At 34.8% G+C, this 15,524-nt stretch carries 12 protein-coding genes and 2 pseudogenes; 5 read left to right on the plus strand and 9 right to left on the minus strand.

Features of this window, described 5'->3' with window-relative positions:
* Window positions 1-70: 70 nt before the first annotated feature.
* Window positions 71-1,729 carry a chaperonin GroEL gene (groL, locus tag AB3210_RS03985; protein ID WP_007302814.1) on the minus strand — a complete coding sequence of 553 codons (1,659 nt, stop codon included), beginning with the start codon at window positions 1,727-1,729 and terminating at the stop codon, window positions 71-73.
* Window positions 1,730-1,818: 89 nt separating this feature from the next.
* Complete coding sequence (locus AB3210_RS03990) at window positions 1,819-2,109, minus strand: co-chaperone GroES (protein ID WP_007302813.1); 291 nt, start codon at window positions 2,107-2,109, stop codon at window positions 1,819-1,821.
* Between the two features lie 112 nt (window positions 2,110-2,221).
* On the opposite strand from AB3210_RS03990, the gene AB3210_RS03995 reads away from it, so the two are divergent.
* Complete coding sequence (locus AB3210_RS03995; RefSeq protein WP_006012580.1) at window positions 2,222-3,019, plus strand: YgfZ/GcvT domain-containing protein; 798 nt, start codon at window positions 2,222-2,224, stop codon at window positions 3,017-3,019.
* Window positions 3,020-3,146: 127 nt separating this feature from the next.
* Complete coding sequence (locus AB3210_RS04000) at window positions 3,147-3,965, plus strand: hypothetical protein (RefSeq protein WP_230609121.1); 819 nt, start codon at window positions 3,147-3,149, stop codon at window positions 3,963-3,965.
* Between the two features lie 756 nt (window positions 3,966-4,721).
* On the opposite strand, the pseudogene AB3210_RS04005 reads toward AB3210_RS04000, so the two are convergent.
* Window positions 4,722-5,387: pseudogene (locus tag AB3210_RS04005) on the minus strand (IS6 family transposase).
* A gap of 75 nt (window positions 5,388-5,462) precedes the next feature.
* On the minus strand, window positions 5,463-6,452 hold the full coding sequence (locus AB3210_RS04010; protein ID WP_052264911.1) for a ribonucleotide-diphosphate reductase subunit beta: 990 nt from the start codon (window positions 6,450-6,452) through the stop codon (window positions 5,463-5,465).
* Window positions 6,453-6,581: 129 nt separating this feature from the next.
* On the opposite strand from AB3210_RS04010, the gene AB3210_RS04015 reads away from it, so the two are divergent.
* Window positions 6,582-6,920, plus strand: coding sequence for an outer membrane protein assembly factor BamE (locus AB3210_RS04015; RefSeq protein WP_007302809.1), 339 nt, complete (start codon window positions 6,582-6,584; stop codon window positions 6,918-6,920).
* A gap of 30 nt (window positions 6,921-6,950) precedes the next feature.
* Here the strand turns inward: AB3210_RS04015 and AB3210_RS04020 are convergent.
* Window positions 6,951-7,346, minus strand: a pseudogene (locus tag AB3210_RS04020) (hypothetical protein); the annotation flags it as partial.
* 314 nt (window positions 7,347-7,660) lie between these two features.
* Between AB3210_RS04020 and AB3210_RS04025 the strand changes: the two are divergent.
* Window positions 7,661-9,508 carry a hypothetical protein gene (locus AB3210_RS04025; RefSeq protein ID WP_230609123.1) on the plus strand — a complete coding sequence of 616 codons (1,848 nt, stop codon included), beginning with the start codon at window positions 7,661-7,663 and terminating at the stop codon, window positions 9,506-9,508.
* On the opposite strand, the gene metG is transcribed toward AB3210_RS04025, so the two are convergent.
* The 3 genes from metG to AB3210_RS04040 all read right to left on the minus strand — a co-directional run bounded on the left by metG (window position 9,505) and on the right by AB3210_RS04040 (window position 13,562).
* Window positions 9,505-11,034 carry a methionine--tRNA ligase gene (gene metG / locus AB3210_RS04030; protein ID WP_052264938.1) on the minus strand — a complete coding sequence of 510 codons (1,530 nt, stop codon included), beginning with the start codon at window positions 11,032-11,034 and terminating at the stop codon, window positions 9,505-9,507. The genes AB3210_RS04025 and metG overlap by 4 nt on opposite strands.
* Window positions 11,035-11,160: 126 nt before the next feature.
* Window positions 11,161-12,075 carry a hypothetical protein gene (locus AB3210_RS04035; RefSeq protein WP_096097170.1) on the minus strand — a complete coding sequence of 305 codons (915 nt, stop codon included), beginning with the start codon at window positions 12,073-12,075 and terminating at the stop codon, window positions 11,161-11,163.
* Window positions 12,076-12,158: 83 nt separating this feature from the next.
* Window positions 12,159-13,562, minus strand: coding sequence for an NAD(P)H-dependent flavin oxidoreductase (locus AB3210_RS04040; RefSeq protein WP_052264766.1), 1,404 nt, complete (start codon window positions 13,560-13,562; stop codon window positions 12,159-12,161).
* 135 nt (window positions 13,563-13,697) lie between these two features.
* Between AB3210_RS04040 and coaE the strand changes: the two genes are divergently transcribed.
* Window positions 13,698-14,276 (plus strand): dephospho-CoA kinase, encoded by a 579-nt coding sequence (gene coaE, locus AB3210_RS04045; RefSeq protein ID WP_007302729.1) that lies wholly within the window; start codon window positions 13,698-13,700, stop codon window positions 14,274-14,276.
* On the opposite strand, the gene AB3210_RS04050 is transcribed toward coaE, so the two are convergent.
* Window positions 14,266-15,450, minus strand: a complete 1,185-nt coding sequence (locus AB3210_RS04050) for a ribonuclease D (RefSeq protein ID WP_052264765.1) — start codon at window positions 15,448-15,450, stop codon at window positions 14,266-14,268. The genes coaE and AB3210_RS04050 overlap by 11 nt on opposite strands.
* Window positions 15,451-15,524: the final 74 nt, after the last annotated feature.

Consider the following 15,524-nt stretch of genomic DNA (forward strand, 5'->3'; position numbering starts at 1 on the left):
TTTATAAATGTAAGACTTTTTAGAACTAGAAAGATACCTTGGAGCAAGTTGCTCCAAGGCTCTTGTTTACTTAGAATCCACCCATTCCGCCCATTGCTCCTGCACCCATAGGTGATGAAGCATTTTCTTCTTTGTTTGGTAGATCAACTATCATAGATTCAGTAGTAATAAGTGCGCTTGCTACAGACACTGCCGTTTCAAAAGCAATACGAACTACTTTTGCCGGATCAATTACACCAGCTGTTGATGCATTAGCGTAGTTCATAGCCTCAACGTTGTATATAAGCTCTTTATCATTCTGCTTAATCAAATAGTCAATTATAACAGCAGATTCAAGACCAGCATTTTTAACCAATCTTTTGATTGGAGCACTGAGAACTTTTTTGACAATGTTGATACCTATTTGCTCTTCATCGCTTGAAGCTTTTAGCTTATCAAGAGCAGATGCAGCGTAAAGAAGTGCAACTCCTCCACCTGGAACTATCCCTTCTTCAATTGCAGCTCTTGTTGCATGAAGTGCATCTTCTACTCTATCTCTACGTTCTTTTACCTCTACTTCAGTTGCTCCACCAACTTTGAGTACAGCAACGCCGCCTGATAGTTTTGCTAAACGCTCTCTTAGCTTTTCTTTGTCATAATCAGAGGTTGAAGTTTCAATCTGAGATTTAATCTGGTTAATTCTAGCATTTACTCTGTTTTGTTTGTCACAGTCGCTGTCTTCACTAACAATTGTGGTATTGTCTTTAGTGATTTTAACATTTTTAGCAGTACCAAGATCTTCAAGAGTCAAATCTTCCATCTTGATTCCAAGCTCATCTTTTATGACATACTTAGCACCTGTTAAAGCTGCTATATCTTCGAGCATCTCCTTTCTCCTATCACCAAAACCTGGAGCTTTTACTGCAGCAACTTTTAGACCACGTAATTTGTTGATCACTAAAGTGCTTAATGCTTCACCTTCAACATCTTCTGCAATGATAAACAAAGGTTTACCAGACTTAAAAATAGCCTCAAGAATAGGAAGTAAAGGTTGAATAATATTAAGTTTTTTTTCTGTAATCAGCAAATATGGATCATCAAGCTCCACGCTCATCTTTTCATTATTTGTAACAAAGTATGGAGAGAGATAACCACGGTCAAACTGCATACCAGTTGTAAGTTCAACTTCTAATTCTTTTGAACCCTTACTCTCTTCAACAGTGATGACGCCTTCTTTTCCAACCTTTTTAACAGCATCAGCAATGCTATTACCAATATCTTTATCACCATTTGCAGAAATTATTGCAACTTGTGCAACTTCATCCATTTTCTCTAAAGAAATTGTGCGAGACATTGATGTAATTTCCTTTAATATCACATCTTTTGCCTTCTGTATTCCATTTTTGATACAAATACGATCATTTCCAGCTGCAATTGACTTTGAAGCTTCCATTATCATATTGCTAGTCAGTATTGAGCATGTTGTGGTACCATCACCAACTTTGTCATTACACTGAGAAGCACTTTGAGCAATGGTGCTTACTATCGCAGAGTGTAATGGTTTTTCAGGCTTTATACCTTTCATTACCTTATAGCCATCCTTTGTGACCTCTGGTCCACCATATGGCTTGCTAATTCCTATTGTATTTCCCCTAGGCCCTGCAGTTGCTCCCACCGTTGAGTCAACCATTGCTGCAACTTCACGAAAGGCTTCTTGCAACTGTTCGCCTGATACTACTATGTTAGCCATTTTTATCACTCCTTAAATTAATAAAAAATTTAGAATATTAAAATACATAATGCACTATATAGCGCATTAGTTTAGTAAAATAGGGATACCTACTTGATAACAGCAAGTAGGTCTGACTCCTTCATCACGACATACTTTTCATTGTCATGCTCTACTTCTGTGCCAGCCCACTGCCTGTAGAAAACCTTATCACCAGTTTTTACAGTTAAAGCTATACGCTCTCCGCTTGAGTTGCGTGAACCACTACCAATTGCTATAACTTCACCTTTAGTAGGCTTCTTTTCAGCACTTGATGGTAGTACAATTCCACCTTGTTTTTCTTCAGTAATAGGCTTTATTAGCACGTTATCATCTAATACATTCAAATTTACACTTGACATTTATGTTTCCTCATTAATAGATTAACCTACAATTCTATGTAGTCATCTAAAGGTTACATTTCAAGGGTTGGAGTTAGTAAAAGTGTATAATTAAGATTTGAACAGAAGTTTTATGGGTTACATACCGCTAGCAAACCGTAGTCTAATATCTTTATACGGACCAGATACGAGAGATTTTCTTCAGGGTGTTATAACAAATGATATTAATAAACTAAGTAGCCAGCAGGCAATTTACTCTTTATTACTCAACCCTCAGGGAAAATATCTGTACGATTTTTTCCTCATTGAGCATGATAAATATATTTATTTGGAGTGTGAAAATGCCCATCTACAGCAAATAATTGAAAAATTAGACTTGCTCAAAACTTACCTTAGAGTGAGGATTAAAGACATTAGTTCACTATATAAGGTTGGAGTTTTGTTTGATGCTAAGTTGGCGAAGTGTAGTAGTAAGTCACAAGTTATTTTTCAAGATCCAAGGCACAAGCTGCTAGGAATGAGGATCATACATGAAGATGAAATAAAAGAACCGGTTGGAGATTTTATTCAGTATGAAAAAGTTAGAATTAAAAACCTTGTCCCAGATGGAGCAAAAGATATGGTGCAAAATTCATCATTTCCGCTGCAATATTTAATCGATAAGATAAATGGTATAAGCTTTAATAAAGGGTGCTATATAGGTCAGGAAGTTGTAAATCGAATGAGCAGACAAGAAAAATTCAGAAGGAAACTTTACCTTGTTGAGGGAAAAAATGCACTTCCAAATATTGGCACTAAAGTAATCAGTGAACATAATGAAGAAGTAGGAGAACTACGCTCTAGTGTCGACAATATTGGACTTGCATTGCTTAATACTGGAAAAAGCCACGCAAATTTATATGTCGGTGGAGTTAGCATTAAGACGTTATAAAATATCTATTCGAGTAAAAGCCCCTTTTTCTTGTTTAAGTGTTTGCAATACTAGTTAAATTCTTGACTTTATTATTTAAATATATCATAATTAAAGTATATTATTATTTTTAATAGGAGAGTTTGATATGCCATTAACAGAAAAACAGAAAGAATCATTTCAAGAATTATATAAAAGATTTAGAGATAATGGAGATATTGGTGAACTTTTAGGAAGAGTATCAAAAGAAGATTTTCTTACTATTTTTAGTGAAACTAATGAAAAAACTCAGGAGTCAATAATTGGAACTTATGAAGCAACTCGTGTAGACTATCTTAAAGCAGTTTTGAAGCGTGCGAAAGAACTAGTTTTGCTTAAAGAAGTTGTAAGAGCAAAGATTTTATCTTCTAAAAATCAAGGTAAGATGGAATCTATTTCACTGATTGAATATATTACAGATCCTAGTCGCCAATATCCATCAAAAGTTTTAAATAATGTTCTAGAAGCTTTTAAAGAAGAATTTTTCGATTCTTTAAAAAAAGGTGAGCTTGAAGAAATTAAAGATGCTATAGAGAGAGAATTGATAAATGAAAAATGTGTACAGCAAAAAAAAAATCTTGAGAAATTGATAACCTCAATTGGAGACCTTATTGAAAATAGAGTGAAAGCTGAAAGCAGTACGGATAAAATAAATCCAAATGTTGAAAATAAGCTATTTAGCCCAACTAGTAAAGCAATTGTTGCTGGTGCTATTTGCAGTGTTATAGCTGGATTAGCAGTTGGTGGTGGACTTTTTGCTGCTGGTGCTTCATTACCAATATTGGCTTTAATTGGCATAGCTGTAGCTGCTGCTGTACTCACTGGACTTGTTGCTGGTGGTATTACATATAAAATATCAAAGCCTAGTGGGAATGTAGATAATGTTGATCTACTATCAGAAGAAATTTATGCAAGTCCAGGCGTGTAACAGTGTAGTTAAGTAAAAAAAGGAAGAAGCTTCTTCCTTTTCTCCAAATTTTTTGAAGTATCTATTAACAGGATTTTAGATACCTTGTTTTACGATATGTATAACCATAAACTCGCACAAAAGCCCCTTTTTCTTGTTTAAGTTATTCACAGAATTGTTAATAACTAAGTTGATAACCTAGTAGAGTATATAATTTTACATTTCTGAGTACTTTGGAGATCTATAATAAATATGATCTCCAAATACTAATATATAATTGAGAATAAAAAAACTGTGGATAACTCTGAAAAGTTATATTTATTTTAATATTTAAAAAAAAAAAAGAAACAACCATTAAGGGAGCTAAGCTAATACAATCATATAAAAGATTACATATTTGGTTATAGTTTTAATATTTTTCTAACAAAAGCCAATAAGGGGGTAGTCTTGGAAAATTTTTCCTAAAAGATAAAATTTTTAAGTGCTTTTGAAGTGATACTTTAGGTATTTTTAAAGTAATACTTTTAAAGTATCAATTGAACATTTTTGAGCATTAATCTGGAGGTTCAACAGGCACTTTTTTATGCTGTTTGAGAAGAGCAAAAATTGCATTTTCTCTTGCTGAAAGCTTGTGTTTCTTATATTTTCCATAATACACATTATGTAATTTTTAATACTAACAAAAACATTTCCCAAATTTTTACACAGCAACCTATCTGGTTCTGTTGCATCTATAAACCATAGAAAAGAAGATCATTAAAGCTGGGATTATAGGAGTTATAGAGCCATTAACATAGCAAAATTCTCAAAAGTAGAAACATTGTCATTAGCTCCGATAATTTGTTTTTTCTGAATCATGCGAATATTTTCTATACCTGTAATAGTAATCTTTGCGGAATGAAAATTTTTAAAACTAAGCATAGGCTTTATTCGCTTCTTGATAAACCTCTCAACAATATTATTTAGATATTTTATTTGAAGAACTGTGATTCTATAATCTTCAGAAATTTCTGCATTCAAATCATCAAGAGCAGCAGTATTACTGCCGCTTTTATCAATGACAATTTTCTCAGGAAGATAGTTACTCCTGAAGGCTTTACGAAAGAATGCAAGTGCTGCAGACTTGTCTCTACTAACACATAAGAGGAAGTCTACAGTATTACCAATAGTGCTCTATATAAATAAACCCATTTACCGTTTAATTTAATGTAGGTCTCTCCAACTACTACCAACCTGCTTCTTTCTTTTCCTTACTGCCTAATCTATCAGTGGTGATAACCCACTTTGTAACGTAGCATGGTCAATTTTTGCTCCCCTTATACTCATAATTTCTTCCAAATCTCGATAGCTCAAAGAGAATCGACATTTCATGTATACAGATAACATCGCTGAAAAGCTAAATCCTTTGAAGGATGGCAATAATTTTTTATTGATACGAAACATCTTTGCTTTATTTTTAGACAATTATATCATTCTTTTTTCTACTTCCCTACAAATGCGACAGAACCGAAGTTACTGCTATTCACTTTTTGTATCGTTTTTAGCAAAAGCTTCCTCCCAAGTGCCTTGAGTTGCTGCACGGCTATACTCTGTTACTCTATTTTCAAAGAAATTTGTATGTTCCACGCCATTTAGTATTTCATCAAGCCACGGAATAGGGTTATCTTTAACATTATATATAGATTTAAGACCTAATTGCGTTAACCTTCTGTTTGCTATGTAACGTATATAATTGCGCACTTCCTCTGCAGATAGCCCTTCAACATCTCCTAAATCAAAAGCAAGACTTATAAATTCATCTTCAAGTTCAACAATAGTGTGACATGCAGAATATAATTCTTCTTTGAACTCGTCATTCCAAATTTCATTATTCTCTTTAATAAACGTATTGAACAAATTGATAATTGAATTGGTGTGCAAGGTTTCGTCACGTGCTGACCAAGCAATTATTTGCCCCATACCTTTCATTTTTCCAAACCGTTGAAAATTGAGCAAAATTGCAAATGATGCAAATAACTGCAATCCTTCAGTGAAGGCACCAAATACTGCTAAAGTTTTAGCAACATGTTTTTTATCTTGCTTTTTACTTTCCTCAAATTCTAACATATATTCATACTTCTTTCTCATAGCATCATATTTTAAGAATGCTTGATATTCATTTTCTGGCATGCCAATCGTATCTAGAAGGTATGAATAGGCTGCAATGTGTATAGTCTCCATATTGGAAAAGCTTGCAAGCATCATACATATTTCTGTTGGCTTAAATATATTTGAATAATGCCTCATATAGCAGTTATTTACTTCAATATCTGCTTGAGTAAAAAACCTAAAAATCTGGGTCAATAAATTTTTCTCTACATTCGAAAGTTTAGTTTTCCAATCTTTCACATCATCAGCAAGCGGAACTTCTTCAGGTATCCAGTGTATCCTTTGTTGCTGCAACCATGCATCATATGCCCAAGGATAATTAAAAGGCTTGTATATTGGATCTGCTTCTAGCAATGACATAAGGTACCTAATTATTTTGAAGTAAATATTATATTAAATGATATTGAGAATCAGTCAATTTAACTTTTTTGAAATTTGACGACAGATAGTTTATCAGTGTATTATGATTTCAAATAATTAATTGACGAAATGCGAGTATTAATATCTTTTATTTTATTATTTACAGTGAGCTGCACTCACACTATTCACAATCACGGAGTTCCTGGCATTAATATTGAACTGTGGAGCAAAATACAAGTAGGTGATGATAGAGAAAAAGTGGTTCATACTTTAGGATCGCCAACACTAGTATCAAAGTTCGACGAAAATGTTTGGTACTATGTCTCATATAAAATTAAACAAGCTAACTTCTTGGGAAAAAGGAAGTACAGTAGTAAGTCTCTGCAAATTTCGTTTAATCAGAATGACGAAGTTACAGATATAAGAGAAATCAACGTTGCAGAAAGGTCTTTAGCTGTTGTTGATTGAAAATTTGCTGATCTATTTTTCATTACAAGTATCAGCACTTTGAGCTATTTCATTGTTAGAGTGGGGATAATCATCCGGATGATGCCCCTCATCACCGTAGTCCATACCCATTCCTTCTGATGGCATATCTTCTCCACCTCCACCTGAAAAATATTCAGCAAGACTTTCAAGAAATTTTATGCCAAACATATTACCTGATTTCCCAAATAACGTTACTAGACTGCTACCACTGACCAAACCTTCAAACACATTATTATAAGCAGCAATTGCTCCTTCATGAAAGTTGAACATCCACTTCATTCCATCCACAATTGTTGCAACAGAGTCACTATGACCAAGACCGAAACCACTTTTCTCACTAGCGGCTTCCTGGTGTTGCTGCTGTGCCTGCCATTCTGCAATATTTGGACTTTGTGCTTCACTCATAAACTTTTATTCTAAGCCTTAAGCTATTATTTTACCAAAAACACTGTAAAATATCAATTGTTTAAGAGAGGTTATTATAAAAATAGCTAACACTAAGCTATTTTTATGATTCTGAATACCAAAACATCGATAATGTGCTGTAGTAACAAAGTGATGACTTGAGGTTTAAAACAGCTTCTATTTCTTCTTAGAAGACTGCTCCTCTCTCTTTTCTTTTTATTATATATTATCTTAGTATTAACTTACTCATAAATTATTGACAAGTACTAATAATTTAATTATCATTAATATAATATTAATAATAAGGAAGAAAAATGCTTACTAATGATTTATCTAATAGTAACACACCATCATCAGCTCCGCCACCACCTCCTTTACCATCCGGAGGTTTAAAGAATTGGAAACTTCCACAGGATAATAAAAAACCTTCTAATTTGGCTACATCAGGAATTAGCAGTCACACTGAACCAAAAAAAGGTCAATCTAAGAGTCCTGTTCAACAATCATCTCTTAATTTTGAAAACAATCCACTATTTAAGAAAAAACAAGAAGAACATAATGTAAATAGCGAAACTGCAGATGAAGGAAGCAAGAATAGTATTCATGTTAAGAATCCAGAAACCAAAAATAGCGCTCAGTCAAAAGAAGAAGATAATGCGAGTGACAAAACTAAAAATGATAGAAGCAATACTAAACAGGTTATGCCGAAAAAACCTATGACTGAACAACATAATGGTGTACACTCTGATAGTGAAAATCAAAAGTCATCTGTAGCAGAACAAAAAAAGGCAACTGGCTTAAAATATTCAATTGCTATTTTATTATTATGTACATCCAGTACTGTAGCTGGAGTATACACGTGTTTCATCATTTTAGAGGTATTAAGTAGTGCTGCAGTGCCAGTGTCTTCTGCAGTTATTGCTTTTGTTTCTGCATTGGTTATGTTGAGCTTAGCTGCATATCTTATCAATTCACACCTTTCTGCAATAAACAGCGAGAAAGGAGTTGATCCTGGTAGAAAACAATCACAAGATTTACAGAAAGCAAAAGGACTTGAACACAGCAATACTCATACATCATCACTTTCAGTAACGCTTGGAACATCCAGTGCACCAACATCACCTACTCTAAAGAATAATGCTAATAATAAATCCATACCCTCAGGAGGTGGCAAGCAACAAGAAAATGGAGATTTGATGGCTGATTTGCACAAAAAGTTCAAAAGCCGAAGGAAAGGAATTGTTGGAAAGGACAACGTACAACAGCAAAACAACGAAGTATGTCAAAATCAATCACAAGATTTACAGAAAGCAAAAGGACTTGAACACAGCAATACTCCTACACCATCATTTCCAGTAATACCTGAAACACCCATTGTACCGCCACCTCCTCCTCCATCTTTAGGGAATAATTTCCCTTCTGGGCCTGCAATTGATGCTTTGTTTGCAGAAATAAAACAAGGAAAAAACCTCATGAGCAAGGAAAAGCGTGACGAGATTGAGAAGAAGAGGTTAAAAGAACAGGAAGCAAAGAAGTCAAGCAATAGCGAGAGTATGCAACAAGGAGATTATATGAATGATCGTTTGAAAAGAACAGTTCTAGGACGAAGAAAGAAAATGTATTGTCAATATGAACAGCTAGATTCCTTAGACGCACAAGATGATTCTCTTGATAGTTTTGAAGGATTACCTACAGAACCAAAGAAAACGTTCAATAAAGAGCTAAAGAAACCCGTAAAACCGCTAAACTTACCAATAGTATTAAAGAATATAATGTCCAGTGAAAATCCATTACTAAATAGCCCTAGTAATAATTTATTGAGCAATAGTAGTAATGTATCTGATGATGAAGAGTGGGATACATCCCAAGATTCTATGTCTTTTCAGTGTGATAATATAAAACAAGAGAAAATGAAGAATAGGGATAATTATCCATATTCAGCTTCTTCTTCAACAAAACCAGGTGAGGTAGAAGATTCATCAAATCCTCCTGTAGCCGAGATCATAAAGCAGCTTGATCAAAACAAAAATAAAGTCATTTCTTCCAAAGTAGACAACGGTATAAACACATCAAAACAGCAAGGTACCTTTGTTGATTCTGTTGAACTAAGCAAATTAACTACACAACGACCAATTCAGCCTGGTTTACTAAGGGTTCTTTAAATATCAAACCTCAAAAAAATCGGCGTAGGCTTAGGTAATGTAACACCTAAGCTTACACATGCGTTGCACAGAGATTTTAAATCACGTTGTTCTTTTGGAGTCTGTAATTGGTCAAGTATTATTTCTGCTGACTTTGGAACAATTGGCTGCAATAAAATACCAATTATTCTGATATATTCGAGTAATTTATAAATCACTAAATTCATGCGCTCTCTATCGGTTTTACTGAGTGTCCAGGGTGCACTTTTATCTATGTAAGCATTGGCCTTGGAAGAGATATTGATAATCAGGAGTATAATCTGGTTAAATTCATACTTTGATAGATGATCCATTACTTGATCAATTATGGCTTTGCAATTTTGTAAACTCTCATCATCTTTAAGCAAATTGCGATCGACCACTGGTACAACTCCAAAGCATTGCTTGTGCAGAAATGAAATTGTTCTTTGCACTAAATTGCCTATATTGTTTGCCAGCTCTGAGTTTATGCGGCTGATCATGTTCTTCTTACTGAAATTACCATCTTGACCGAAACTTGCTTCCCGAAGGAGAAAATAGCGTAGTTGATCAACACCAAACTCTTCTGCAAGATTAATTGGATCTATAACGTTACCAAGGGATTTGGATATTTTTTCCCCCTCGTTTAGCCACCAACCATGAACTGCAATTTGCTTTGGCAGTGGTAAATCTGCTGCAAGAAGAATAGCTGGCCAGTATACAGCGTGAAAACGCAATATGTCTTTACCGATCACATGAATGTTGAAGGAGTTTGTCCAAAACTTCTTATATTCCTCATCTTCTATATTAGGAAAGCCTATTGACGTGAGATAGTTAGTGAGCGCATCTATCCAAACATAAATTACGTGCTTGTCATTCCCTGGTACTTTTATTCCCCAATTAAAACTAGTACGAGAAATCGAAAGGTTAGTAAGTCCTGATTTTACAAACGATACCACCTCGTTTTTTCTGCTCTCAGGAAAGATGAAATTCGGATGATTTTCGTATAACTCTAGTAATTTATTTTGCCAACTTGACAAACGAAAAAAGTAGCTCTCTTCTTTTATCCACTGAACTTCAGCGCCTGTTGGTGCTCTGCCATCTATCAACTCTGATTCCTGATAAAACGCTTCGTCACGAACTGAATACCAACCTGAGTAAGAATCCAGATATATTTGCCCTCTCTCTTCAAGCCTATTCCATAGAGCTATAACTGCTTGTTCATGACGTTCTTCTGTGGTGCGGATAAAATCATCAGAATTAAAGTTCATTAGCTCAGCTAATTTTCTGAACGTAACACTTATTTCATCTGTAAATTCTTTTGGCTCTATTCCCTTTGTTTTAGCTGCTTTTTCAATTTTTTGTCCATGTTCATCTGTACCAGTAGTAAATTTGACGTTCTTTCCAGCTAATTTCATAAATCTAGCTGTAACATCACAGATAAGGGAAGTATATGCGTGGCCGATATGTGGCTTGTCGTTTACGTAATATATTGGCGTAGTGATGTAAAAGCTCTCAAATTGCTCCATTTTGTACTAGTTTAAAGCTTTATCGTATCTGCACTAGTAATAAAAATCAATACATATCCTACCAGACAAGCAATCTGAAAATCCATTATACCGCTGCGCGTTGCAGCGGTATTCTCGATTAGTAACTTATGGTTTAGCAGCACAACCTCCAAACTGTTGTGTCGCATTAGGATCACCAAATGCATACCCAGGTGTGCCATCATAAGAAGGAGCACTTGAAGCAGTATTAGGATCTTGAGGAGAGTAAGGAGGTGGTGGTTCAAGATTAGAAGAATCTCCCAAATCATATCCAGGTTCTGATTTATGATAGTTAATTACCGCTTCTTCAGCCTTCTTAATATTTTCTGACTCTTTCTCATGTTTCATATGAAAAGCCACACCACCAGCAAAACATACAAGAGAATTAATACCAAGAATGACTAAACCCCAAACTGGTAAGACTGGGTTAATAGCGCAACCTACCAAAGCTGCTAAAGAAATTGCACCAACTGCAAATTCTATATTTCTGAACATTTTAAGTTTATTATCCAGGTAATCTACCTTTTCTGATTTTCTAGCCGTTTTTTCGCTGCTGTTGTACCAAACACACATTAAAGCATGGAAAGCAACACACGTAACTACAGCTACTATCCCTAAAGCTAATAATTTCCTGTTGTCTTCTGCGTCTTTTTTCTTATCTTCTCTGCATGGCTGGTTACTGCTACCGGAACCAAGGTTATTTATCACTGTAGTATGACCACTAAACAGGTTGCTAAGTAGTAAATAATCCCAAAAATCTAAACCTCTATTATTGTGTACATGTACGTGTGTAACCTGAGGGCTTGTAGGTTGTTGCCTACTATCACGTCGATCACTTCCTATATTGTGTTCATTAGTTGGGTTATAGCGCCTAAATTCCTTATACGCATTTTCAAAATTTTTATCACTCCAGTTCTCAATATTTTGCATACCACGAGAACGTAAAAATTCTTGAACATTCTTATCACTGCCATTTTCTTTTATATAGGCAAGTGCGTACCTTTTTAAAACACTATCGCGCATAGATATTCCCCTCAAATTAAGATTAAATTAATAAACAATTATTACTATAAATTATATAGAATAATGTCTTCTTGTCAAGTTAGTCATAAACCAACCAATATTCTATCTACCAATTCTTTTACTGTCGGTATGCAACCATTTTTATAAAATGGGTCTTGCTTAAATTTGTACACATTGTGCCCAGAAAACATGAGTTCATTTTCAACATTGCCGTCATGTACAATGTTTTGCAGTGTCTTTTGTATACAGAAACTCCGTGGATCTGGCTTTCGCCCTGTTGAATGGTCACCATGATCTTTCCAATTGCTAAACAGACAATGGCTCAAACATCCCATGCAATTAATTTGATCTTGTCTTATTTCCGCAAATTTGCCTGGCGTCACAAAAATAACAGTTGTATCTGGAGTTTTCATTACCTCTGTATACCCTGCTTTAATCCATGCATTTGCTAGCTCTTTGTCTTTTGCAGTGAGGTAAATCTTTCTACCTCTGCTACCCATTGCAAATTCATTATTAAACTCTCCACTCACATTTTCTGAAAATTTCATTTGACGTGAATTTCGTTCCTGTAGCTCATATATGAAGCTATTTCTTACTGCAGATGAGTAAAATCCTGTTGGACTAAATTTGTTTAAAAATACATCACCTTCTTCTAAAGTAAGTAACTTCTTTTTCCATTCTGTAGAAATCGGACTTTCTTTTGTTAAAAGTGGACGAGTGCCAAACTGAAAAGCTATTGGTCCGATTTGTAAATTGTCAAACCAATGTTCCCAATCCTTCAAATTCCACACTCCCCCCGCCATAACAATTGGCGTTTCAGAAAGACCGACCTCATTCATGAAAGATCTAAGCTCTGCAACTCTTTCAAATGGAGCCTGCGGTAATTCTGGGTCTTCACTATTACTGAGTCCATTGTGACCACCAGCAAGCCACGGATCCTCATATACTACTCCACCAAGTAAAAAAGAAGATATTTTTTGGTAAGCACGTTTCCACAACGCTTTAAAAGCGCGCGCCGATGAGATAATAGGGTAGTAATAAACTTGATATTTAGCTGCAATTTCTCCAAGCCTGTAAGGCATACCAGCACCGCAAGTGATGCCATGAACTAAACCTTTTGCTTTTTCTAATATGCCATGAAGGACTTGTTCTGCTGCTCCCATTTCCCAAAGCACATTCATATGTATTCTTCCACGGCCCTTTGATATTTCATTCGCTATTTTTGCTTGACTAACTCCAGCCTCAATACTATACTTAATTAATTCCTCATGCTTTTCATTTCTTGTTTTACCTCTATAAATCAGCGGCACCAACTCACCATTGTCATCAATAAGTTTAGCATTTGCACCAGAAAACGTACCAACAGCATCTGCTGCAGCAAATGCTCCACTTGACCTTCCATCACTGACTGCAATGCCTTTGCCGCCCTCGATGATTGGCCATACTTCCTTCCCTGAAATTGCTATCTTTTTTATCTTATTTTTCAAAATTTCCTCTTAATCTTTCACTCTATTTTACTTGATTGCTAAAAAAATAATAGCTTTTCTTTTAATGCACACAAATTCAGTTTTAAGTAGACATAACAGCTACGACACATATTCTTTTTAAGAAGTCTTTGATATATGATAATAGGTCTAACAGGTGGAATTGCAGTCGGAAAGAGCTTTGTAGCCAATTGCTTTAAAGAATTTGGTGCCGCTTTGTTTGATGCTGACTCTGTCGTACACCAGCTTTATAAAGTGGACAAAAACATAATAAGTTATGCAGAAGAAAAATTTCCTGGGGTAGTAGTAAATGGAAAAATTGATAGAACAGTATTGTCTAAATATTTTTTAGCACATGATGAAAATTGGAAGCAATTCCAGTCTTTAGTACATTCCGCTGTGCAAAATGAATTAGAATTTTTTATTGCTCATGAGAAAGAAAACAACAGAAAACTTCTAGTTCTAGACATTCCACTCCTGCTGGAAACGAGATTCCATTTGTATTGCGATTTTATTGTTTTTATCCATGCAGATAGCGTTGTGCAAGCTCAAAGGATTAGTGAGCGTAATATGGATAAAAAAAAGCTGGATCTAATGTCTAGTATTCAGCTCCCTATTGAAGAAAAAAAGCAAATGAGCGACTTTATCATCGATACCAGCGCAAATGTTCTTTCTCAAGTGAAAGATATAATAAACTCGTTAGACCTCAACACGTGATACGGTTATTCTCCACAAGATTACTCCGAATTTTAGCTGTACTATCAGCAGATTTTACCATTAAAATTTCAAACCTTGAGCCTGCATTCAAAAACGATTCTACTGATCTGCCGAAAAAATCATATCTCCATCCCTTGAACAATTTATCTATCTTCCCAGATATTGATCCAGCTAACTCATCTTTTGACGAAACTAACTTTCTCGATATGTTATTTTCCTTACATTTGCTCTCTAAAATAATCGAGAGTATATCAAAGACAGATTTATCATAATTATCCGACAGAGTATAATTTTGCTGCACAAACTCCTTCTCATTCTCATTGAAAATATTCATAAATTCTAATAAATCTTCCTCTTTTATATTTTTTGTGTTTCTCTTAAGGTCATCTAAAACCTCGTCAATACGCTCCACATTTTTTTCAATAAGACCAATTATTACAGCATTATTGACTACCTTATTACGATTTATATTGTAACGCTGTGCTAAGGTCTCTTGCCACTCACTAACTGCTTTAACAGTTAACATCAACCTTGGATTTGCTTCATAATTAAATTTAATCCTCTTCCATGCATCTTTTGGATTATGCAAATACTTATTAACATCAACTATTGATTCCATCTCTTCTTGAAACCAGCCTATCCTATTATTTTCTTCAAGTTTATTGCACAATATTTGGTGTAGGTCATATAGGTGTATCACGTCATTTACTGCATAATCTAATTGATCCTCAGATAATGGCCGTTTTAACCAGTCTGAATTTTTAGCTTTAATTTTATCCAGCGCTACCCCCTGATATTGCTCTACTACTTTTGAATAACCAATAAAGTCGTGATAATAATGACAAAACATAGCAGCAACTTGGGTATCAAAAATGGGAGTAGGAACACATTTAAGCACGGTGAGTAAGGATTCTATGTCTTGCCGACAACTATGAAAAACTTTGGTTATTTCTCGATTCAGCATTATTTTCTTAATAAGCGATAAGTCAATTCCCGGTACTAACACATCTACAATAAAACTCTTCTCTCCGTAAGAAATTTGAATTAGTGATAATCTAGGATAGTAGGTTAAATTGTTTCTAATAAACTCTGTGTCCACTGCTATAAATTTTGGATCTTTTGCCATCAATTCTTCACATGCATTCTCCAGCTCCGATGTCGTACTAATTAGCATATATTTTTTATTCAGTGGCTATATTTTACCACTTATATTGAATATTTACAATTGATTGAAATTGAGAACGCAAC

The sequence above is a fragment of the Wolbachia endosymbiont (group B) of Scrobipalpa ocellatella genome (assembly GCF_964188425.1).
Lineage (GTDB): Bacteria > Pseudomonadota > Alphaproteobacteria > Rickettsiales > Anaplasmataceae > Wolbachia.